Annotated in this window: 16 protein-coding genes; 12 read left to right on the plus strand and 4 right to left on the minus strand. The window is 74.5% G+C overall.

Annotation, left to right across the window (positions count from 1 at the left end; genetic code table 11):
- Positions 1-111 precede the first annotated feature (111 nt).
- Complete coding sequence (locus ACWEQL_RS30690) at positions 112-1,566, plus strand: BTAD domain-containing putative transcriptional regulator (protein ID WP_452153623.1); 1,455 nt, start codon at positions 112-114, stop codon at positions 1,564-1,566.
- A gap of 69 nt (positions 1,567-1,635) precedes the next feature.
- Here the strand turns inward: ACWEQL_RS30690 and ACWEQL_RS30695 are convergent, their stop codons facing one another.
- A complete protein-coding gene (locus tag ACWEQL_RS30695) occupies positions 1,636-2,853 on the minus strand; it encodes a nitrate/nitrite transporter (RefSeq protein WP_452153608.1) in 1,218 nt (405 codons plus the stop codon).
- Between the two features lie 213 nt (positions 2,854-3,066).
- On the opposite strand from ACWEQL_RS30695, the gene ACWEQL_RS30700 reads away from it, so the two are divergent.
- From ACWEQL_RS30700 to ACWEQL_RS30740, 9 genes are all read left to right on the plus strand, one after another.
- Positions 3,067-6,759 carry a nitrate reductase subunit alpha gene (locus ACWEQL_RS30700; RefSeq protein ID WP_452153609.1) on the plus strand — a complete coding sequence of 1,231 codons (3,693 nt, stop codon included), beginning with the start codon at positions 3,067-3,069 and terminating at the stop codon, positions 6,757-6,759.
- On the plus strand, positions 6,759-8,285 hold the full coding sequence (gene narH / locus ACWEQL_RS30705; RefSeq protein WP_452153610.1) for a nitrate reductase subunit beta: 1,527 nt from the start codon (positions 6,759-6,761) through the stop codon (positions 8,283-8,285). The genes ACWEQL_RS30700 and narH overlap by 1 nt, the downstream gene beginning before the upstream one ends.
- Positions 8,282-9,127 carry a nitrate reductase molybdenum cofactor assembly chaperone gene (gene narJ, locus ACWEQL_RS30710; protein WP_452153611.1) on the plus strand — a complete coding sequence of 282 codons (846 nt, stop codon included), beginning with the start codon at positions 8,282-8,284 and terminating at the stop codon, positions 9,125-9,127. The genes narH and narJ overlap by 4 nt, the downstream gene beginning before the upstream one ends.
- Positions 9,124-9,885, plus strand: coding sequence for a respiratory nitrate reductase subunit gamma (narI, locus tag ACWEQL_RS30715; protein WP_452153612.1), 762 nt, complete (start codon positions 9,124-9,126; stop codon positions 9,883-9,885). Before narJ ends, narI begins: the two co-directional genes overlap by 4 nt.
- A 24-nt stretch (positions 9,886-9,909) precedes the next feature.
- Entirely contained in the window at positions 9,910-10,236 is a 327-nt protein-coding gene (locus ACWEQL_RS30720) for a DUF6457 domain-containing protein (protein WP_452153613.1), read from the plus strand.
- Positions 10,233-11,510, plus strand: coding sequence for a molybdopterin molybdotransferase MoeA (locus tag ACWEQL_RS30725; protein ID WP_452153614.1), 1,278 nt, complete (start codon positions 10,233-10,235; stop codon positions 11,508-11,510). The genes ACWEQL_RS30720 and ACWEQL_RS30725 overlap by 4 nt, the downstream gene beginning before the upstream one ends.
- Before the next feature lie 8 nt (positions 11,511-11,518).
- On the plus strand, positions 11,519-11,887 hold the full coding sequence (locus ACWEQL_RS30730; RefSeq protein ID WP_452153615.1) for a hypothetical protein: 369 nt from the start codon (positions 11,519-11,521) through the stop codon (positions 11,885-11,887).
- A 162-nt stretch (positions 11,888-12,049) separates the two neighbouring features.
- Positions 12,050-12,226 carry a hypothetical protein gene (locus tag ACWEQL_RS30735; RefSeq protein WP_452153616.1) on the plus strand — a complete coding sequence of 59 codons (177 nt, stop codon included), beginning with the start codon at positions 12,050-12,052 and terminating at the stop codon, positions 12,224-12,226.
- Between the two features lie 307 nt (positions 12,227-12,533).
- Positions 12,534-14,003: a DUF2252 domain-containing protein gene (locus ACWEQL_RS30740; protein ID WP_452153617.1), complete on the plus strand. Its 1,470-nt coding sequence runs from the start codon at positions 12,534-12,536 to the stop codon at positions 14,001-14,003.
- Positions 14,004-14,072: 69 nt separating this feature from the next.
- Here ACWEQL_RS30740 and ACWEQL_RS30745 read toward each other — a convergent pair whose 3' ends face one another.
- Positions 14,073-14,474, minus strand: a complete 402-nt coding sequence (locus ACWEQL_RS30745; protein ID WP_452153618.1) for a transglycosylase family protein — start codon at positions 14,472-14,474, stop codon at positions 14,073-14,075.
- A gap of 601 nt (positions 14,475-15,075) precedes the next feature.
- Here ACWEQL_RS30745 and ACWEQL_RS30750 point away from each other — a divergent pair.
- A complete protein-coding gene (locus tag ACWEQL_RS30750) occupies positions 15,076-15,687 on the plus strand; it encodes a TIGR03086 family metal-binding protein (RefSeq protein ID WP_452153619.1) in 612 nt (203 codons plus the stop codon).
- A 42-nt stretch (positions 15,688-15,729) separates the two neighbouring features.
- Here the strand turns inward: ACWEQL_RS30750 and ACWEQL_RS30755 are convergent, their stop codons facing one another.
- The gene (locus ACWEQL_RS30755; RefSeq protein ID WP_452153620.1) at positions 15,730-17,358 is read right to left on the minus strand and encodes a phytoene desaturase family protein; all 1,629 of its coding nucleotides are present in this window, start codon (positions 17,356-17,358) and stop codon (positions 15,730-15,732) included.
- Positions 17,359-17,433: 75 nt separating this feature from the next.
- Positions 17,434-18,489, minus strand: coding sequence for a magnesium and cobalt transport protein CorA (locus tag ACWEQL_RS30760; RefSeq protein WP_452153621.1), 1,056 nt, complete (start codon positions 18,487-18,489; stop codon positions 17,434-17,436).
- 408 nt (positions 18,490-18,897) lie between these two features.
- On the opposite strand from ACWEQL_RS30760, the gene ACWEQL_RS30765 reads away from it, so the two are divergent.
- Positions 18,898-21,660, plus strand: a complete 2,763-nt coding sequence (locus ACWEQL_RS30765; RefSeq protein ID WP_452153622.1) for a M4 family metallopeptidase — start codon at positions 18,898-18,900, stop codon at positions 21,658-21,660.
- Positions 21,661-22,145 lie beyond the last annotated feature (485 nt).

Consider the following 22,145-nt stretch of genomic DNA (forward strand, 5'->3'; position numbering starts at 1 on the left):
GGGGAGGGCCGAACGGCGGGCCCGGATGACGGCCCTCCCCACCCCCCCGGGCTCCGGGTCTCCCCGCCCGCCCCGGCGCGGGCCCCCCCCCCCCCCCGCCACCGGGAGGCGCTGGCGCTGTGGACGGGCACCGCGCTCTCCGGGGTGCCGGGCCCGTACGCCGAGCGGCAGCGCGAGCGGCTCGCCTGCGGGCGGCTGACCGTCCTGGAGGAACGGCTCGGCCTCGAACTCGCCCTCGGCGGGCACGGGCGGCTGGTCGAGGAGCTGACCGCGCTGGCCGCCGAGCACCCGCTGCGGGAGGGCCCGCGGGGGCTGCTGATGACGGCGCTGTACCGGGCGGGACGGCAGGCGGAGGCGCTGGAGGTGTTCGCCGACGCCCGCCGGGTGCTGGCCGGGGAGATGGGCGTGGAGCCCGGCCCGGGTCTGCGGCGGCTGCAGCGGCGTATCCTCCGCGCCGACCCCGGGCTCGCACCCGCGTCCGCCCCTGCGGCCCCGCCCGCCCCCGCGGTGTCGCCCGCGCCCTCGGTACCGCCGGGGCCCATCGCGCCGGCGGTACCGGCCCAACTGCCGCCGGACGTCGGCGACTTCACCGGCCGTACGGCCGAGGTCGAGCTGATCGCGGGCGCCCTCGCCGACGACCGCCGCCCGGGCCCGGCGGTCGTGGTGGTCACCGGAGCCCTGGGCGTCGGCAAGACCACCCTGGCCGTCCGGGCCGCCCGGACCGTCCGTGCGGCCTTCGCCGACGGCCAGCTCTACGCCGACCTGAACGGCACCCGGGGCGAACCCGCCGATCCCGCCGACGTCCTGGCGGGTTTCCTGCGCGCGCTCGGCGTGCCCGCCGAGGAGATGCCGGAGCGGGTGGCGGAGCGTGCCGGGCGCTACCGGGCCCTGCTCGCCGGACGGCGTGCCCTGGTGGTGCTCGACGGCGCCCGGGACGAGGCCCAGCTGCGCCACCTCCTGCCCGGTGAGGCGTCCGGGGCGGTGCTCGTCACCTCCCGCGCCCGCCTGGACGGGCTCGGCCCGTCGCCCACCGTGCACCTGGGCCGCCTGACGCCGGACGAGGCGCGGGAGTTCCTCTCCGCGGTGGCCGGCGGCCCCCGGATCGCGGCCGAGCCGGCGGCGGCCGAGGCCATCGGGGCGGCCTGCGGGCGGCTCCCGCTGGCCCTGCGCGTCGCGGCCACCAAGCTCGCCGCCCGGCCCGCGTGGAGCGTCGCCGCCTTCGCCGACCGGCTGCGCGACGAGCACCGGCGGCTCGGCGAACTGCGGGTGGGCGCGCTCGCCGTCGAGGCCGAACTCGCCCACGCCCTTGGGCTTTTGACGGACGGGACGGCCGATGCCCTGCCGCGCCTGGCCGCCCTGCCCCGCTTCGCCGACCTCCCCGGCTGCTCGGCGCCGGAGGCCGCCGTCGCCCTGGGCGTCCCGGAGGCCACCGCGGACCGGATCCTCGAAGCGCTCGCCGCCGCAGGGCTGCTGGACTCCCCGGCCCCGGGCCGCTACGCCCTCCACGACCTGGTCCGCCTCTTCGCGCTGCGCCCACGGCGGCCCGGCCCGGCCGGAGGGCCCTGAGCCCCGGGCGCGGACCCGACGCGGCCCCGGCCGGGAGTCCCGGGGACCCCCGGCCGGGGCCGGCCCCCGTCAGGCCTGTACGGCGCGGCGGACGCGGGTGGTGGTGAACAGCGCCGCGCCCGTGGCGACCAGGGCGAGCGCCGCCAGCCCGGCCGCGTACGAGTGGAAACTGCCGTACAGGGCGCCCAGCATCAGCGGCGGGACGAAGCCGCCGAGGCCGCCGGCGGCGCCGACGATGCCGGTGACCGAGCCGACCTGGTCCGCCGGGGCGAGCAGGGCGACCAGGGCGAAGGTGGCGCCGCTGCCGGTGCCGAGGGCCGCGGCCATGGTGAGGAAGGCGACCGTGCCGAGCGGGGCCAGGCCGGGGGTGAAGCCCTGGAGCACCGCGCCGCAGGCGACCACGGCCAGCGCCCAGCCGAGCACCCGGACGGGGCCGATCCGGTCCGAGAGCCAGCCGCCGACCGGCCGCATCAGCACCGCCAGCAGGACGAACCCGGCCATCCGGTTCGCCGCGTCGGCCTGCTGGAGGCCGTACGCGGTCTTGAGGTAGGTCGGGAGGTAGACCGCGAAGGCGACGTAGCCGCCGAAGGCGACGGCGTACAGGGCCGAGGCCTGCCAGGTGACGCGCAGTCGCAGCGCCGCGCCGAGCCGGCTGGCCAGCGGCGCGGCGGGCACGGTGCGTCCGGGGGCGTCGCGCAGCACCAGGAAGGCCACCACCGCGTAGGCGGCGAGCGCGATCGCGGTGATCACGAAGGGGGCGGCGACGCCGTGGCCCTTGACCAGGTTGACGGTGGTCAGGGCGCTGATCGCGGTGCCGCCCATGCCCGCGCCGAAGATCCCGACGGCGGTGCCGCGCCGCTCCGGGGGGAACCAGGCGTTGACGAAGGGCACGCCGATCGCGAAGGACGTGCCGCCGATGCCCAGGAAGAACCCGCCGACGAGCAGCGCGGTCAGCGAGGAGTGCCCGGCGAGGCCGAGGTACAGCACCGGCACGATGGTGGCGACGGACACCAGCGGGAACATCACCCGGCCGCCGTAGCGGTCGGTCAGCGCGCCCACCGGGATGCGGCCCAGCGAGCCGACGATCACCGGCACGGCGACCAGCAGGGACTGCTGGAAGGAGCTGAGCTCCAGCGAGTCCTTGAACCGCGGTCCGAGCGGGCTGATCAGCGCCCAGGCCCAGAAGTTGAGGGCGAAGCCGAGGGTGGCCAGCGCCAGCATCAGCGTCCGCCGCCCGGTGGTCGGCGCGGCCGCCGTCTCTCTGTCCCCGTGCGGGCGGGTGTCCATGGTGTGGTCTCCGTTCGTCGGTGCGCGACCGATCGGGCGTCGTCGCTCGGGGATCAGCCTGGTCGGTCCGGGGCTCCGTGCCGCCCCGCCGATGGTCCCGGCGACGGGGGCCGGTGGGCCTGAATCCCGCCGGCGCCTCCGGGCCTTCCGGCGAGAACGTGAGGGACCTTCGGCCCCCGCGCGAGCGGGCCCGCACTGCCTAGCGTTCGGCTCATGGAGGACGAGATGACGGCGGGTGGCTCCGGTGCCCGCGAGCGACAGGACTGGCCGCTGGCGGCGAGACGCCTGCTGACGCGGCGTGAGGTGTCGGCGGACGGCCGGGCCGTGTTCGGCGAGGGCGGGACCGAGTGGGAGGGCTTCTACCGGGACCGCTGGTCCCACGACAAGGTGGTGCGCTCCACCCACGGGGTCAACTGCACGGGGTCCTGCTCCTGGATGGTGTACGTCAAGGAGGGGATCATCACCTGGGAGCACCAGGCGACCGACTACCCGTCCATCGGCACCGACTGCCCGGAGTACGAGCCGCGCGGCTGCCCGCGCGGGGCCTCGTTCTCCTGGTACACCTACTCGCCCAGCCGGGTCCGCTACCCGTACGTGCGCGGCAAGCTGCTGAAGATGTGGCGCGAGGCCAGGCGCCGGCTGGGCGACCCGGTGGCGGCGTGGGCCGAGATCACCGGTGACCCGGCCAAGGCGCGGGCGTACAAGTCGGCGCGCGGCAAGGGCGGTCTGGTGCGCGCCGACTGGGACGAGGTGACCGAGCTGGTCGCCGCCGCCCAGGTGCACACCATCAAGACGTACGGCCCGGACCGGGTGGCCGGCTTCTCGCCGATCCCGGCGATGTCGATCGCGTCGTTCGCGGCCGGCGCCCGGTACCACTCGATGATCGGCGGGACGCTGCTGTCGTTCTACGACTGGTACGCGGACCTGCCCGTCGCCTCGCCGCAGGTCTGGGGCGACCAGACCGACGTGCCGGAGTCCGCGGACTGGTGGAACGCCGGCTACCTGATCATGTGGGGCTCCAACATCCCGGTGACCCGCACGCCCGACGCGCACTTCCTGACCGAGTCCCGCTACAACGGCACCAAGGTCGTCGCGGTCAGCCCCGACTACGCCGACAACGTCAAGCACGCCGACGAATGGCTCGCCCCGCACCCCGGTACGGACGGCGCGCTGGCCATGGCCATGGGTCACGTGGTCCTGCGCGAGTTCCTCGTCGACCGCGAGGTGCCGTACTTCCGGGACTACCTGCGCACGTTCACCGACGCCCCGTTCCTGGTCGCCCTGCGCGAGCACGAGCACGGTCTCGTCCCGGACGGCTTCCTCACCGCCGCCGACCTCGGGCAGGACACCGAGCACGCCGAGTCCAAGACCGTCCTCGTGGACTCGGCCACCGGCGAACCGGTCGTGCCGAACGGCTCGCTCGGCTTCCGCTGGGCGAAGGAGCAGGGCGACTGGAACCTCGACCTGGGCGAGGTCGTGCCCGAGCTGAGCCTGCTGGAGCGGGCCGAGGAGACGGTCGAGATCGCGCTGCCCCGCTTCGACGAGGGCGACACCGAGGGCGGCTCGGTCCTGGTGCGCGGCGTGCCGGTGCGCCGGATCGGCGGCAAGCTCGTCACCACCGTCTTCGACCTGATGCTCGCCCAGTACGGCGTGCACCGTCCCGGTCTGCCGGGCAGCTGGCCGACCTCGTACGAGGACGCGTCCCAGCCCTGCACCCCGGCCTGGCAGGAGACGATCACCTCCGTGCCGGCCGAGCAGGCGGCCCGGATCGGCCGCGAGTTCGCCCGCAACGCCGAGCGCACCAACGGCCGGTCCATGATCGCCCTGGGCGCCGGAACCAACCACTGGTTCCACTCCGACACCATCTACCGGGCCTTCCTGGCGCTGATCACCATGACCGGCTGCCAGGGCGTCAACGGCGGCGGCTGGGCGCACTACGTCGGCCAGGAGAAGGTCCGCCCGGTCACCGGGCAGCAGCACCTGTCGTTCGCCTTCGACTGGCAGCGGCCCACCCGGCACATGGCGGGTACCTCGTACTGGTACCTGAACTCCGACCAGTGGCGCTACGAGGCGTTCGGGCCCGACGAGATCGCCTCCCCGCTCGGCAGGGGGCGGTTCGAGGGCAAGGGCTTCGCCGACTGCCTGGCGCAGGCCGTGCGACTGGGCTGGACCCCCGGCCACCCCGGCTTCAACCGCAACCCGCTCGACCTGACCGACGAGGCCGCCGAGGCCGGCCGCCCGGTCGCCGAGCACATCGTCGACGAGCTGAAGTCCGGACGGCTGCGGTTCGCCGCCGAGGACCCCGACGACCCGGCCAACTTCCCGCGCGTGCTGACCGTGTGGCGGGCCAACCTGCTCGGCTCCTCCGGCAAGGGCAACGAGTACTTCCTGCGCCACCTGCTGGGCACCGACGGCGCCGTCCGCTCCTCGCAGACCCCGCCCGAGGGGCGTCCGAAGGACGTGGTGTGGCGGGAGGAGGCGCCCGAGGGCAAGCTCGACCTGCTGGTCACCATGGACTTCCGGATGACCTCGACCGGCCTGTACGCCGACGTCGTCCTGCCGGCCGCCACCTGGTACGAGAAGGACGACCTGTCCAGCACGGACATGCACCCCTTCATGCACGCCTTCACCCCGGCCATCGCCCCGCCGTGGCAGGCGCGCACCGACTACGACACCTTCATGACCCTCGCCGACCGGTTCAGCGAGCTGGCCGCCGACCACCTCGGCACCCGCACCGACGTCATCGCCGTGCCGCTGCTGCACGACACCCCGGACGAACTCGCCCAGCCGGGCGGGGTGGTGCGGGACTGGAAGACCGGCGAGTGCGAGCCGATTCCCGGCAGGACCATGCCGAAGCTGGCGGTCATCGAGCGGGACTACACCGCGATCGCCCAGAAGATGCGCGCCGTGGGCCCGCTGCTCGACACCCTGGGCACCACCACCAAGGGCATCACCGTCGTCCCGGACAAGGAGATCGAGGAACTCCGGCACCGCAACGGCACCGTCAAGGACGGCATCGCCGCCGGACGGCCCTCGCTCGCCACCGCGAGCCACATGTGCGAGGCGGTCCTCGCCCTGTCCGGCACCACCAACGGACGGCTGGCCACCGAGGGCTTCCGGGTCCTGGAGAAGCAGACCGGCAGCGAGGGCCTGGTCGAACTCGCCGCGGAGCGCGAGGCGGAGCGGATCACCTTCGCCGACACCCGCGTCCAGCCCCGCTCGGTGCTGACCTCGTACGAGTGGTCGGGCTCGGAGACCGGCGGGCGGCGCTACTCACCGTTCGTCATCAACACCGAGCACAAGAAGCCCTGGCACACCCTCACCGGCCGCCAGCACTTCTTCGTCCAGCACGACTGGATCACCGAGATCGGCGAGCAACTGCCCGTCTACCGGCCCCCGTTGAACTCGCCCCGGCACTACGGCGACGAGCACCTGAACGACGGCCGGGCCGAGGTCACGGTCCGCTACCTCACCCCGCACTCCAAGTGGTCCATCCACTCGAACTACCAGGACAACAAGCACATGCTCGACCTGTCCCGCGGTGGTCCGGTCATCTGGATGAGCACCGCCGACGCCGACAGGATCGGCGTCAAGGACAACGAGTGGATCGAGGCGTACAACCGCAACGGCGTCGTGGCGGCCCGCGCGGTGGTCACCCACCGGATGCCCGAGGGCACGGTGTACATGTACCACGCCCAGGACCGCAACGTGAACGTGCCGAAGACCGAGGTCAGCGGCAAGCGCGGCGGCATCCACAACTCGCTCACCCGGCTGCTGCTCAAGCCCACCCACCTCGCGGGCGGCTACGCCCAGTTCACCTACGCCTTCAACTACTACGGCCCCACCGGCAACCAGCGCGACGAGGTCACCGTGATCCGGCGCCGCTCCCAGGACGTGGAGTACTGATGAGAGTGATGGCGCAGATCGCCATGGTGATGAACCTCGACAAGTGCATCGGGTGTCACACCTGTTCGGTCACCTGCAAGCAGACCTGGACCAACCGCACCGGCGTCGAGTACGCCTGGTTCAACAACGTCGAGACCAAGCCCGGCGTCGGCTACCCCCGCCGCTACGAGGACCAGGAGCGCTGGAAGGGCGGCTGGATGCTCGACAAGCGCGGCCGGCTGGTGCTCCGCTCCGGCAGCCGCACCAAGCGACTGCTCTCCCTGTTCGCCAACCCGGACCTGCCCGGCATCGAGGACTACTACGAGCCGGTCACCTACGACTACGACAACCTGGTCAGCGCCCCCGCCGGGAACGACGTCCCGGTGGCCCGTCCCCGCTCGGTGCTCACCGGCGAGCCCACCCGGATCACCTGGGGCGCCAACTGGGAGGACAGCCTGGGCGGTACGCCCGAACACGGCGCGGGCGACCCCAACCTGCGCGGCGGCCTGGCCGAGAAGGTCAAGTTCGAGTTCGAGCAGACCTTCCTGTTCCACCTGCCCCGGCTCTGCGAGCACTGCCTCAACCCGGCCTGCGTCTCCGCCTGCCCGTCCGGCGCGATGTACAAGCGGGCCGAGGACGGCATCGTCCTGGTCGACCAGGACCGCTGCCGCGGCTGGCGGATGTGCGTCACCGCCTGCCCGTACAAGAAGGTGTACGTCAACCACGTCACCGGCAAGGCCGAGAAGTGCACCTTCTGCTTCCCGCGGATCGAGGCCGGCCAGCCGACCGTCTGCTCGGAGACCTGCGTCGGCCGGCTGCGCTACCTCGGCCTGGTCCTCTACGACGCCGACCGGGTCGGCGAGGCCGCGGCCACCCCGGACGAGAAGGACCTGCTCGACGCCCAGCGCAAGGTCTTCCTCGACCCCGACGACCCCGAGGTCGCGGCGGCCGCCCGGGCCTGCGGCATACCCGAGGACTGGATCGACGCCGCCCGCCGCTCGCCGGTGCGGGCCCTGATCTCGAAGTACAAGGTCGCCCTCCCGCTCCACCCGGAGTACCGCACCCTGCCGATGGTCTGGTACGTCCCGCCGCTGTCCCCGGTGCTCGACGCGGTCGGCGAGGCCGGCGGCAGCGCCGACGACCCGGACCACGTGTTCGCCGCCGTCACCCACCTGCGGATCCCGCTCGACTACCTGGCCAACCTCTTCACCGCCGGGGACACCGACGCGGTCGCCGGGGTGCTGATGAAGCTCACCGCGCTGCGCACCTTCATGCGCGGGCGTTCCCTCGGCGAGCCGGACGACGAGGCGCTGCTCAAGGCCGTCGGCCTCACCCCGGAGGACGCCGAGTCCATGCACCGGCTGCTCGCCATCGCCAAGTACCAGGACCGGTACGTCGTCCCCGCCGCGCACAAGGAGGACGCCGCCGCGCTCAGCGGGCTGGAGAACCGCTGCCCGGTCGAGGTCTCCGGGGACCGGCCCCAGAACGGCGGCCGGATCTCGCTCGGCATGCCCACCCTGCGCCGCCCGTCGGGAGACCACCGATGACCACCCCCACACCGATGACCACCCCGCGCACCGGCATCCGGCCCTCCACCCGGCCGTACCGCACGCCCCGGCAGACCGAGCAGCGGGTGCTCCTGCTGCGCCTGCTCTCCCTGCTGCTGCAGTACCCGGACGCCGAACTGGACGCCGCGCGACCCGCGCTGGCCGCCACCGTCGACGCCCTGGAACCCTCCCCGGCCGCCACCGAACTGGCCGCCTTCACCGCCTGGTTCACCGAGCAGCCCATCGACGCCCTGGAACGCCACTACGTCGAGGCCTTCGACCTGCGCCGCCGCTCCAGCCTCTACCTGACGTACTACCTGCACGGCGACACCCGCCGCCGCGGCATGGCCCTGCTCGCCCTCGCCCAGCGCTTCCGCGCCGCCGGCTGGGAGGCCGACGCCGCAGAACTCCCCGACCACCTCCCGGTCGTCCTGGAGTTCGCCGCCCTCGAAGGACCGGGCCCCGGCGAGGCGCCGCTGCGCCAGCACCGGCGCGGCCTGGAGCTGATCCGGCACGCCCTGACCGACGCCGACTCCCCGTACCGGCACCTGCTCGCCGCGCTCCTGACCCTGCTGCCGCCGCCCACCGAGGCGGACCTGGCGGCGGTCGCGGAGCTGGCCGCCGCGGGCCCGCCCGCCGAGGAGGTCGGCCTGGAACCGTACGCCGGCGACCTGTTCGCGCCGCCGCAGACCTTCGTACCGCCCGAGTCCGCGCCGCCCACCCTGATGCCGCTCACGCCTCTACCGCACGGTTCTCTTCCGCACGGTCCTCTTCCGCACGGCCCGATGCCGTCGTCCCCGATGCCGCCGCTGTCGCCCACCACCCCGGAAGGCCACCGATGAGCCCCGCAGGCACCCCCCTCGCCGCCGGCGCGAGCGGCGCCGACCTGCTCCTGTGGGTCGCGTTCCCCTACATCTGCCTCGCCGTCTTCGCGGTGGGACACGTCTGGCGCTACCGCCAGGACCAGTTCGGCTGGACCACCCGCACCAGCCAACTCCTGGAGCACCGCTGGCTGAGATGGGGCAGCCCGCTGTTCCACCTGGGCGCCTTCGCGGTGATCGGCGGCCACGTCATGGGCCTGGTCATCCCCGCCTCGTGGACGGAGGCGGCCGGGATCTCCGAGCACACCTACCACCTGGCGGCCGTCTGGCTCGGCACCCCGGCCGGCATCGCCATGATCGCCGGACTCGCCATGCTCTGCGCCCGGCGGCTGCTGACCCGGCGGATCCGCCTCGGCACCGACCGCAGCGACAAGCTGCTCTTCCCGCTGCTCGCGGCGACCGTCCTGCTCGGCTTCGCCGCCACCGCGGTGCACAACACCACCGGCGGCGGGTACGACTACCGGTCCACCATCTCGGTCTGGTTCCGCGGCGTCTTCGCCCTCCAGCCGCAGCCCGAGGCGATGACCGGCGCCCCGCTGCTGTTCCAGCTGCACGCGATCACGGCCTGCCTGCTCTTCGCCGTCTGGCCGTTCACCCGGCTGGTCCACGTGTGGAGCGCCCCCATCGGCTACCTGATCCGCCCCTACCTGGTCTACCGCCGGCGCACCGCCCCGACGGCCCGGACCACCCGCACGGCGCCTCAGCGCCGCCGCGCCTGACACGAAAGGCCCGAGGTGCACCCGATGAAGAGCTGGATCGCAGCGGTCAGGAACGAACTCGGCATCGACCTCGACGTCGACGAGCAGGTCACCGAACTCCTCGGCATGACCCGGGTCGTCGCCCACGGAGTGGCCCGGCCCGCCGCGCCGCTGACCGCGTTCCTGGTCGGGTACGCGGCCGCCCGCGCCGGCGGCGGACCGGCCGCGGTCACGGCGGCCAACCGCAGGGTCGGCGAACTGGCCGAGCGCTGGACGGCCGAGGCGGCCGGGCGGTACGAGGAGGCGGGTCCGCACGAGGTGGCCGGGCAGCACGAGGCGGCCGGGCGGTACGAGGAGGCGGGAACGGCATGAACCACCAGACCCTCGCCGAACGCGCCACCGCGCACGGCACCGACGGCCGGGCCCTGAGCTGGGACCGGGCCCGCTCCGCCGCCTGGCGCGGCGCCGGACAGCCCCTGCCCGCCGTCGCCCGCACGCTCCACGACGCCCTCGGCCACACCCTCGCCGCGCCGCTGACCGCGCTCACCGACCTGCCCGCCTTCGACACCTCCGCCATGGACGGCTGGGCCGTCTCCGGCCCCGGCCCCTGGCGGCTGCGCGCCGACGGCATCCTCGCCGGCCGGACCCCCGCCGGACCGCTCGCCCCCGGCACCGCCGTCCCCATCGCCACCGGCGCGCCCCTGCCACCCGGCGCCACCGCCGTCCTGCGCCACGAGCACGGCGGGCCGGGGACGGCCGACGGGCTGCTGCACGACCACGGGCCGCGGCCGCTCACCCACGGCCGCGACGTCCGCCTTCGCGGCCAGGAGTGCCACCGGGGCGATCCGCTGCTCCCGGCGGGCACCACCGTCACCCCCGCCGTGCTGGGCCTGGCCGCCGCCGCCGGGTACGACCGGCTGGCCGTCCGCCGCCGCCCGACCGTGGAACTGCTGCTCCTCGGCGACGAGTTGCTGACCTACGGCCGCCCGCGCGAGGGCCGGGTCCGCGACGCGCTCGGCCCGCTGCTGCCGCCCGTCCTGCGTGGCGCGGGCGCCGAGGTCATCGGCATCCACCGGGTCGCTGACGATTACGGCCTGCTCGGCGAGGCGCTGCGCGCCTCGACCGCCGACGTCGTGGTCACCACCGGCAGCACCGCCGCCGGGCCGGCCGACTTCCTGCACGGCGCGCTCACCGCGGCGGGCGCCCGGCTGCTGGTCGACTCCGTCGCCGTACGGCCCGGCCACCCGATGCTGCTCGCGGAACTGCCCCCCGCCCCCGACGGCCGCACCCGCCGACTGGTCGGCCTGCCCGGCAACCCGCTCGCCGCCGTGGCCGGCACCCTCACCCTCGCCCTGCCGCTGCTCGCCCGCCTCGCCGGCCGTACGGACCCCGTCCACCACGCCACCGCCGCCACCGACCTGGCGGGCCACCCCCGGGACACCCGCCTGCAGCCGGTCACCCTCGCGGCGGGCACCGCCGCCCCGCTGCCCTTCGACGGACCGGCGATGCTGCGCGGCCTCGCCCTCGCCGACGGCCTCGCCGTGGTCCCCCCGGGCGGCGCCCCCGCCGGCGCCGTCGTCGAGGTGCTGGACCTCCCCGGACACGGCCGGGCGCTGTCGGCGGCGCCCGTCGGCGCGGTGCGATGATGTCCGGCATGACGGACCCGCACACCCCCGGTGACGGCGTGATCGTGGACGACCTGCTGCGCGAGGCCGCCGCCGACGCGGCCGGCGCGCTCTGGCGGCTGACCGGCGAGGACCGCCAGCTCGACGCCAACGTGGTGCGGATGCGGCCGGACGCCACCGTCGCCGACCACGTCGAACCGGACCTGGACGTGCTGGTCCTGGGCCTTTCCGGCGAGGGCACGCTGCGCTGCGCGGGCACCGCCCACGACCTGCGGCCCGGTGTGCTGCGCCTGGTGCCCCGCGGCGCGGCGCGCGGGGTCTCGGCGGGCCCGGACGGCGTGGTCTACCTGACGGTGCACCGCCGGCGCCCGGGCATGGCCATCCGCCCCCGGCCCTGAGCACGCGGGTCCCGGCCCTGAGCATGCCGTGACGGACCCCGGCCCGGGACACGGCCGGGACGGGGACGGGACGGGGACGGGGCGACCGCCTCATGCGGGTGGGGCGTGCGGCCCGCGACGGTGGGGAGCGGAAGGCGATCCCCGTCCAGGAGAAGAACCGTCATGCTGCATCACTCGTTGCACAAGCTGCGTGAGGCCGATCTGCTCCGCGAGGCGGAGCGGGAGCGGGCCGTCCGGGCCCTCCGGGCCGCGACGGAGGGCCGGTCCGACCCGGCCGGGAGCGCACGCCGGCGCGGTCTCGTCCCGGCCCTGGTCCGGCGGTGGTCCGCCCGGGCCTGAGTGCCCGCCTCCGGGCACCCACCCCCGAGCACCCACCTCCGAGCGCCCGCACCCCCGGGCACCCACCCCCGGGCACCCACCCCCGGGCACCCACCTCCGAGCGCCCGCACCCCCGACACCCCGGTGGCGGGGGTGCGGCATGCGCCGGGGCCCGTCGTGGGCCCGGCCGTTCCGGATGCCGGGGCCGGGGAGGTCCGAGATGATCGGGGGTGGGCGCACCGCGCGGCAGGACGATCCGCGGTGGCTCTCCGGGCGGCCCGGTCAGGGGCGGGCGCCACCCTGGTCACCGGCCGGCAGGAGGCCTGCGATGTCCCCGAAAGCCTCGAAACCCCCGAAACTCCCGAAGATCGCGGGCTCCGCGACGGTGATGCGCGCGGTGGTGCACGCCACGCCAGAGGAGCGGGCGGCCCTGGGCAAGGCGGCCCGCAGGCGCGCGCCGCGCTCGGGCCACGCCGTGTACGAGCCGGCGCGGAAGCGGCCGGACCCGCTGGCCATCCTGGAGGACCAGTCGTCGCGCCGGGTCGCCGAGCTGGTGCCGATCCGCTACGGCCGGATGAGCGAGTCCCCGTTCCGCTTCTACCGCGGCGCCGCGGCGATCATGGCCTCCGATCTGGCCGGCTCGCCGGACTCCGGGATCAGGGTCCAACTCTGCGGTGACGCCCATATGTTGAACTTCCGGCTGCTGGCCTCCCCGGAGCGGCAGCTGGTGTTCGACATCAACGACTTCGACGAGACCCTGCCCGGCCCCTGGGAGTGGGACGTCAAGCGGCTGTCGGCCAGCCTGGTCATCGCCGGCCGGGCGAACGGCTTCGAGGAGGACGAGCGTTCCGCCGTCGTGCGCGCCGCGGTCCGCTCGTACCGCGAGGCGATGGGCCGGTTCGCGGGCATGCGCAACCTGGACGTCTGGTACACGAGGATGGACGCGGACCGCCTCCAGGAGCTGGCCGCCGGGCGGATCCGCAAGCGCGGGCAGAAGCTCCTGGCGCGGGCCATGGACAAGGCCCGCACCCGGGACAGCCTGCAGGTCTTCGACAAGCTCACCGAGACGGTGGACGGGCGCGCCCGGATCGCCGCCGACCCCCCGCTGCTCGTCCCGCTCACCGACCTGCTCCCGGCCGTCACCCGCGAGGCCCTGGAGGGCCGGTTCAACGAGCTGGTCAGGAGCTACGGCCGCACCCTGTCCTCGGACCGGCGCACCCTGCTGGAGGACTACCGGCTGGTGGACGTGGCCCGCAAGGTGGTCGGCGTGGGCAGTGTCGGCACCCGCTGCTGGATCTTCCTGATGCTCGGGCGGGACGGCCGCGACCCGCTGTTCCTGCAGGCCAAGGAGGCCGACACCTCGGTCCTCGCCGCGCACGTCGGGGAGAGCCGGTACGCCAACCAGGGCGAGCGGGTGGTCTCCGGGCAGCGGCTGATGCAGGCGACCAGCGACATCTTCCTCGGCTGGGAGCGGGTCGAGGGCTTCGACGGCAGGAACCGCGACTTCTACGTCCGCCAGCTGCGGGACTGGAAGGGCATCGCGGTGGCGGAGGACATGGTGCCGGAGGGCATGCTGGCCTTCGGCGAGCTGTGCGGCGCCACGCTGGCCCGCGCGCACGCCAGGTCCGGGGACCGGATCGCCATCGCCGCCTACCTCGGCGGCGGGGACGCCTTCGACCGCGCGCTCGCCGAGTTCGCCGAGGCGTACGCCGACCAGAACGAGCGGGACCACCGGGCGCTCCTCGACGCGATCCGCTCGGGCCGGCTGCGGGCCGAGGACGTGGTGCCCTCCGGGTGACCCCCCGGGTACGACGATGCCGCCGCACCCCCGAGGGGGTGCGGCGGCATCGTCGTTGTCCGGTCGGCCTTACCTGGTGAGGCCGGCCTTGACGGAGCAGACGGGCCAGGCGCCGGGGCCCTGGGCGGCGAGGACCTTCTCGGCGACGGCGATCTGCTGGGCCTTGGTGGCCTGGTGGGCCTGGGCGGCGTAGGCCTTGCCGCCGAAGGCGGCCCAGGTGCTGGAGGTGAACTGCAGGCCACCGTAGAAGCCGTTGCCGGTGTTGATGGCCCAGTTGCCGGTGCTCTCGCACTGGGCGACCTTGTCCCAGACGGAGGCGGGGGCGGCGGAGGCGGAGTTCGCCGTGACGAGGCCGGCCACCGGGAGTGCGGTGAGCGCCCCGGCCATCAGAGCCATCCGGACGGCACGCTTGCGGCGCTTCGGGGCGGCGGTGGTGGTGGTGGCAGCGGTGGTCTCGTTACGGAAGATCATGCGGTTCCTCTCGCGGGGGTTGTGCGGGCGCACGGAACCAGGCCCTGGGGGCTTGGTGTGTCGGGTCGTGCGGCGTCCGCCTGGGGTGGCACCGATCCGGGCCGGGGGCCCTGGTGAGCGGCTTGCTCGGTGCAACGGGTTCGAAGTTACGGGGGCCCCGGGGTGGTTTCAAGGATTCGAAGGTTTGGGCACGTCAGGGCGCTGTTACCGGCCGTAAGGATCAAGAAATTGCGATGATTTGAAGTCATATGTCCGTTTTTCCAAGATCGAACAGGGCCGGGAAGTGGTCGGGGCCACACCGGAACCCCTGTGAGGCCACGCACATCGTCGGCAGCGCGTGACGACGCATCGGCCCTCCGTGCCGGAACCACCGCCCCGCCACCCGCTCCCGGGTGGCCCCGGCCACAGCCGTCACCGTCCGTACGCCACCCCTTCGTCCACGGTCACCCTCGGCACCCGTCCGAGGCCCTGCCACGCCCCCTGCCACGGCTCCGTACCGCCGTCGCCGGGCCGGCGGCCCGCGCCGGGTGACGCCCGGTAGCGGTCGCCCCCCGGCAGCGGTTAACTGGGAGTGAGCAGGGCAGGAGATGGAGGCCCGGCCATGGAATGTCCCCACCCGTACGGGTTTCACGCCGAGGTACGCGCACGCTACGCCACCACCGGTGCGGAGGTGGCCCGGCTGATCAGCGCCGTTCCCGAGGACGGGTGGACGGCGCCCACCCCCTGCCGCGGCTGGGACGTCCGCACCCTGGTGAACCACCTCGCCGCGCAGCACCTCTGGGTCTGCCAGGCGGTCGCCGGGTACACCCCGGAGCAGATCGGCCACCGCTTCGAGGGCGACGTCCTGGGCCGCAACCCCCTGGGCGTGTGGGCGATGGCCGTCGAGTCCGCCCTCCGCGCGCTCAACCAACCCGGCGCCCTCGACCTCCTGGTGCACGTGCCGTACGGGGTCCGCGACGTGGGCGGGTTCGCCCGCGAGCTGACCGCCGAGACCGTCGTGCACGGCTGGGACCTGGCCCGGGCGCTGGGCGAGAGCGGCCGGATGCACGGGGCGGACGCCCGGTACGCGCTCGCCGAGTTCCGCGGCTACCGCGATCTCGCCGGCAGCGGACGCTTCGACCCGCCGCTCACCCCGCCGCCGGGCGCGGACGCCCAGGAGCTGCTGCTCGCCCTCACGGGCCGCGACCCGCAGTGGTCCGCCGAACGCCTCTGACCGCCCGGCCCGCCCAGCCCGCCTGTCGGGCTCCGTGTACCGCTACCGCCCCAGCTCCTCCAGGACGGCCTTCGCCGCGTTGTGCCCCGGGATGCCGCTGACGCCGCCGCCGCGGACCGCACCGGCCCCGCAGAGCAGCACGTCCGGGTGGGCCGTCGCCACGCCCCAGCGGGCCGCCGCACCCGCCGGATCCCCGGCGCCGGAGCCACCGTCCGCGGCGTCCACGGCGTCCGCGGCGTCCTCGGGGGCGAACGGGAACGCGAGGTCCCGGTGGAAGATGTGCCCGCCCGGCAGACCGAGCTCCCGCTCCAGCTCCGGCGGCGTCCGGGCCTCCAGGCAGGGCCGTCCGTCGGCGTCCCGCGCCAGGCAGTCGGCGATCGGCTCGGCCAGCACCTCGTCGAGCCGCGCCAGGCTCGCCGCCAGGGCGCGCTCCTTGGCCGCCGGGTCGGTGAACAGCCGCGCGGGCATGTGCAGACCGAACAGGGTCAGCGTCTGCAACCCCTGCCGGACCGCCTCCGGCCCCAGGATCGACGGGTCGGTCAGCGTGTGGCAGTAGATCTCGGACGGCGGCGCGGTGGGCAGCCGGCCGGCCGCCGCCTGCGCGTACGCCGTCTCCAACTCCCGGTAGCCCTCGGCGATGTGGAAGGTCCCCGCGAAGGCGTCGCGCGGATCCGCGGCGGCGTCCAGCAGCCTCGGCAGCCGGCGCAGCACCATGTTGACCTTCAGCTGGGCGCCCTCCGGCGCGGGCCCGGCCGGTTCCTCGCCGAGCAGCCGGGCCAGCGTCGCGGGCGCGGCGTTCACCAGCACCCGGCGGCCCGCCACCGTCCTCTCCGCGTCCCCGTGCCGGTACGAGACCTCGGCCGTGCCGGTGCCGTCGGTGGCCACGGCGGTGACCTCGCAGCCCGTCCGGATCTCGGCGCCGGCCGCCAGCGCGGCGTCGGCCAGGGCCCGGGTGACCGCGCCCATGCCGCCGACCGGGACGTCCCAGTCGCCCGTCCCGTTGCCGATCACGTGGTAGAGGAAGCAGCGGTTCTGCCGGAGCGAGGGGTCGTGGGCGTGGGTGAAGGTGCCGATCAGCGCGTCCGTCAGCACCACGCCGCGGACCAGGTCGTCGGCGAAGGTCCGCTCGATCGTCTCGCCCAGCGGCCGTTCGAACAGCGCCTCCCAGGCGGCGTCGTCCGCGATCAGCCGGCGCAGCCCGTCCCGGGAGGGGAGCGGCTCGGTGAGGGTGGGGAAGACCCGTTCGGCGACCCGCCCGGTCATCCCGTAGAAGCGCTGCCAGGCCTCCCACTCCCGGTCCGCACCGGTGAGTGCCCGGAAGGACTCCCGGGTCCGCTCGGGGTCGGCCGCGTCGACCAGCAGCCCGGTGGGCTTCCCGTCCCGGACGGTGGGCGTGTACGAGGAGATCCGGCGCCGTCGCAGGTCCAGCCGCAGCCCCAGGTCCGCCACCAGCGTCCGGGGCAGCAGGCTCACCAGGTACGAGTACCGCGACAGCCGGGCGTCCACCCCCGCGAAGGCCCGCGTCGACACCGCGGCCCCGCCGACCTCCGGCAGCCGCTCCAGCACCAGCGTCCGTAGTCCGGCGCGCGCCAGGTACGCCGCCGCCACCAGTCCGTTGTGCCCGCCGCCGACGATCACCACGTCGTGCCGGGCCGACGAGTTCGTGTCCACGCGGTCACGCTACGCCTCCGCGCGGGGACGCGGAACGGGGCGTACGTCGAACGGGGCGTACGTGGAGGGGGGCCGCTACTCGACCGGGGATCTCGGGGTGTGGCGCGCGGTGCGGCCCACCTCCGGCATCGGTGACGCCGGGTGGCGGCGCTGCCGGCGCAGCCAGAGGTACAGCAGCAGGCAGGGCAGCAGGATGCCGCCGACGGTGAGGACGACGAACGCGGCCCGGCTCTCGATGTGCCCGACCAGCCAGGCGAAGTTCTGCCCGAAGAAGCCGACCACGAAGGACAGCGGGAGGAACACGGTCGCGATGATCGTGAGCCGCTCGATCGTGGCGCTCTGCCGGAGGTTGATCCGGTTCTGCTCGACGGAGATCACCGCGATGTTGGCCTCCAGCACGGTGGCCAGCAGGTCGCGTTGGGCGGCGACCTCCTCGTTGACCAGCAGGAGGTGGTCGTGCACGTCGCGGAAGTACGGCAGCAGCTCGCCCGGTGACCGGCCGGGCTGGAGGCGGCGGGCGAGCACGGCGAGCAGCGGGTGGACGGCGCGGTAGAAGTCGGTGGCCTCGCGGCGCAGGAAGTAGATCCGCTCGGTCGGGGCGGCCGTACCGGAGAACACGGTGGCCTCGATCTGCTCGATGTCGCGTTCGAGCTCGGTGACGACGGGCGCGTAGCTGTCGACCACCTGGTCGAGGATCGCCCACAGGGTGGAGCCGCTCCCGGCCCGCAGCAGTTCGGGGCGGCGTTCGAGCCGGCCGCGGGCGCCGGCCAGCTCGCTGGCGATGCCCTGCCGCACGGTGATGACGAAGTGCTCGGCGAGGAACACGCTGATCTCGCCGGTGTCGATCTCCTCGCGCTCGTCGTCGTAGCGGGCGGTGCGCAGGATGATCAGTTCGGTGCCGTCCTCGTACTGCTCGGCCTTGGGCCGCAGGTGGAAGGCCTGCGCGTCCTCGACGGCCAGCTCGTGCAGTCCGAAGCTCTCGCGCACCCGGTCCAGTTCCTCCGGCGCCGGCTCGAACAGGCCCAGCCACACGAAGCCGCCCTGGTCGCAGCGCGCCGCGGCCTCCTCCAGCGACATGGGCCCCTCGTGCTGCCGACGTCCGTCGCGGTAGTGCGCGCAGTCGACGATCATGGCCTGCCTCCTCGCACCCGGCGGTCCACGCCGCGCGCCGCGCGCCGCAGTGCTGAGTGCCGTGTGCCGCGCGTGCCGTGTGCGGCGTCGGCGGAGGCGTGGCGCGCCGTGGACGCCTCACAGCAACAGCCTCCTCCGATTCCCCCGGACGTGCTGCCCGGCTCCTTCGGACGCGCTGCCTCCGGGCGCGCTTGCCCGGTCGGGCACCGAGGTCTTCCCATTCGGCCCATCGACATATTCAGTCCATCTGCATATGGTGTTGATCAATCGGTCCGAGGACGGCTTCGACAGCCGTACGGGACCGCCCCGCGCATGCGCTCCGCACCGCCCACACCCATCCGCGTCTCCACGCGCCTTCCGGAGAGGACCGCAGTGCATCACCGTTCACGCACGTCCCGGACGTCCCGAGTGCCCCGTACGACCCGGCTGCCCCGACCGCTCGGCGCCGGGGCGGCCGCCGCCCTGAGCCTGAGCCTCGGCCTGAGCCTGGGCCCGGCCGCTCCGCCCGCGCTGGCCGGACCGGCCGGCGACCCCGACCCCGTACCCGGCCTGGTCGCCGGCCGGGGGACCGCCGCCCCGCAGCTCGTCACCGGCCTCGCCGAACCGGCCCCGGGCGACCCGGCCGCCGCGGCCCGGGCCCACCTCGCCGCCCACCCCGACCGGTACCGGGTCGACCCCGGCCAGCTGGTCGAGGCCGGCACCGGGCCCGTGGCCGACGGCCGGCGGACCGTCAGGTTCCAGCAGCGGCACGGCGGCATCCCGGTGCTCGGCGCGCAGTACCTGGTCCGGCTCGCCGGCGAGGGCGCCGACCAGCGGGTCGAGTCGGTCGCCGGCAAGTACTTCACCGGACTCACCGCGCCCACCGCCCCCGCCGTCCCGGACGCGATGCTGCGCCTGCTGGCCGTCGGCGAACTCCGGGACCCGGCCGACCGGGCCGCGGCCGTCGCCGAGGACCACGGGCCGGTGATCCTGCCCGACGGTGCCGGCCGGCTTGCCCGGCACTTCACCGTCCGGGGCACCGGCCCGGGCGCCGGCGCCCGGCCGGCCCGCGAGGTCTACGTGGACGCCACCCTCGGGGTGGTCGCCCTCGTCCACGACGCGCACGGCCCCTCCGCGGCCACCGCCACCACGGCCGCCGCCGCGTCCGCGGCGCCCCGCGCCGCCACCGCGCCCGGTGTCGAGCCCGGTGTCGAGCCGGCCACCGGGACCGCGCCGGACGTCCACGGCCGCCCGGTCACGGTGAACACCGGCCGCCTCCCGGACGGGAGCCACCGCTTGGTCGACCTCACCCGGCCGGCCACCGTCACCACCTACGACGCGGCCGGACGCGACTACCTCGACCTCGACCGCGAGGTGCCCGCCGACGTGCTCCCGGTCGCCTCCCCGACCCCCGACTTCCCGACCTCGACCGGCACGATCGGGGCCACCGACGCCCACGTCAACGCCGGCATCGTGGCCGACTTCTACCGCACCCGCCTCGGCCGGGAGGGCATCGACGGCAAGGGCGGCCCGATCGTCTCCGTGGTCAACGTGACCGACGGGGGCGCTCCCCTCGCGAACGCGGCCTGGGACGGGAAGAAGATGATCTACGGCACCGGCGACTCCCGGTCCTTCCCCTACTCCGTCGCCCTGGACGTGGTCGGGCACGAGATGACCCACGGTGTCATCGCCCGCACCGCCGGGCTGGAGGGCTTCGGCCAGCCCGGCGCCATGAACGAGGCCCTGGCCGACTACTTCGGCAACGCCATCGAGGTGACCGCCCGCGGCCTGTCGATGAACGACCCGCGGGCCGGCCTGCTCGGCGAGAGCCTCTGCCGCACCGGCACCCCGGAGAGCTGCGCCACCCGCAGGCTGGACGTGCGCCGGACCACCGTCGACGACTTCCTCGGCGCCGGGAAGGAGGTCGACAGCGCCGGTGCGCACCTCAACGCCGACATCTTCGGCGGCGCGCTGTGGGACGTCCGGCGCACCCTCGACCCGCTCCTCGCCGACGAGCTGATCTACCGCGCGCTCACCGACCACCTCACCCCGCTGGACGACTTCGTCGACGGCCGCAACGCGGTGCTCGTCGCCGGCCGGGAGCTCAACCTCAGCCGGGCCCAACTGCGCACGGTGGCGGCCGCGTTCGACGCCCACGGCATCCGGCCCGGCTGGCAGCAGCGGCTCGGCCTGGACAGCCGCCCGCTGCTGCACGACCTGTCCGCCCCGACCGGCCCGGCGGTCGCCGACGGCCGCTGGGTGATGACCAAGGCCGCTCCGAACGCGGGCTCCCCGCTCTACACCGGGCCGGTGAACGGCGGCGGCACCCCGACCCGGCTGAGCCCCGAGGACAACCGCGCGCACAGCTGGGCCTCCACCGACGGCCGGTCCGCCGCGTGGCTCGCCCTCGGCACCGACGCCCAGGGCACGTGGGGGGTGGAGGTGCTGACCCGCTCGCTGTCCGGCGGCCCGGTCCGCAGCCTCTTCCGCGCCTCGGACCGGATGCCCGGCGACATCCGGATATCCGGCGGTGACATCGCCTACCGGGTGTCCGACCCCGCCACCGGGTTGAACCGGATCCACCTCTCCCGTAACGGCGCCCCGACGGTGGAGATCCCGCTCCCCGAGAGCCACGACCTCTCCGACCTCACGCTCAAGGACGGCATCCTCGGCTGGTCCGAGCACTGGACGGGGGAGAAGGGCGAGGTCCACGCCGTGACCGCCTACTCGATCGCCACCGGCAAGGTCATCGCGCAGTACCTCACCGGCGACCCCCGGACCGCGACCTCCTCCACCCTGCTCGCCGGCGGACGGCTGCTCTGGCTGGAGACGACCGGTCAGGGCAAGGAGGCCCGCAGCACGATCCGCTCCGGCGCCCTGGACGGCTCCGGCACGACCGACCTGCTGCCCGGCCGCGGCCCGGACGCCCCGCGCATCACCTCGCTCACCGCCTCCGACCAGGCCGTCACCTACACGTACGCGAGCGCCAAGCCCACCACCGGCTGGTCCAACGCCGCGCTGCCCAAGCTCTGGCAGCTCCCGATCACCGGCGGCACCGCCCAACGGGTCTCCTGCAACCGCGGCGGCCAGTACCTGCCGGCAGCCGGCTGGGGCACCCAGGTGCTGTGGCTGGACGCCACCACCGGCGTCAGCGACCTGGTGGTCCGCGACCGCCCGGCGGGCACCTGCTGACCACTTCCGATCCGGCCGGCCGGACCCCCTCTCCCCGGGGTCCGGCCGGTTCGCCCAGGTCACCGGGCATTGTTTGCATCCGGTCGGGGATGGGCGTAGTGTTTCCTAGTCGCTCGGCAGGGAGCACCGGACACGCATCGGCGCGGACGGTCCCGGGGCGGCCAATCCCTTGAAACATCACTTCCGGTTCGCGCCGGGTCGCGTCTCGACGCGGGCCGGGCGTATTTCGGTGTGCGCGTTTAAATGGGTTGCGGCCGATTCGCTTTTCGGAGCGGGGATCGGCTAGAGTTTGAAACGTCGGACGGGACATCAACTCCCGGAAGGCGAAAGCGAGTCAGGGAAGTGAAACTCCGGCGGAAAGCCGGGGCGGAAAACATCTGATAAGCTGGGAACACGAAAGAACGAAGCGCCCGGAGGGCCCGCTGGAAGGCGGTCCGAAGGAAGTGTCCGTTCCTTGAGAACTCAACAGCGTGCCAAAAGTCAAC

It is taken from the genome of Kitasatospora sp. NPDC004240 (assembly GCF_053603215.1).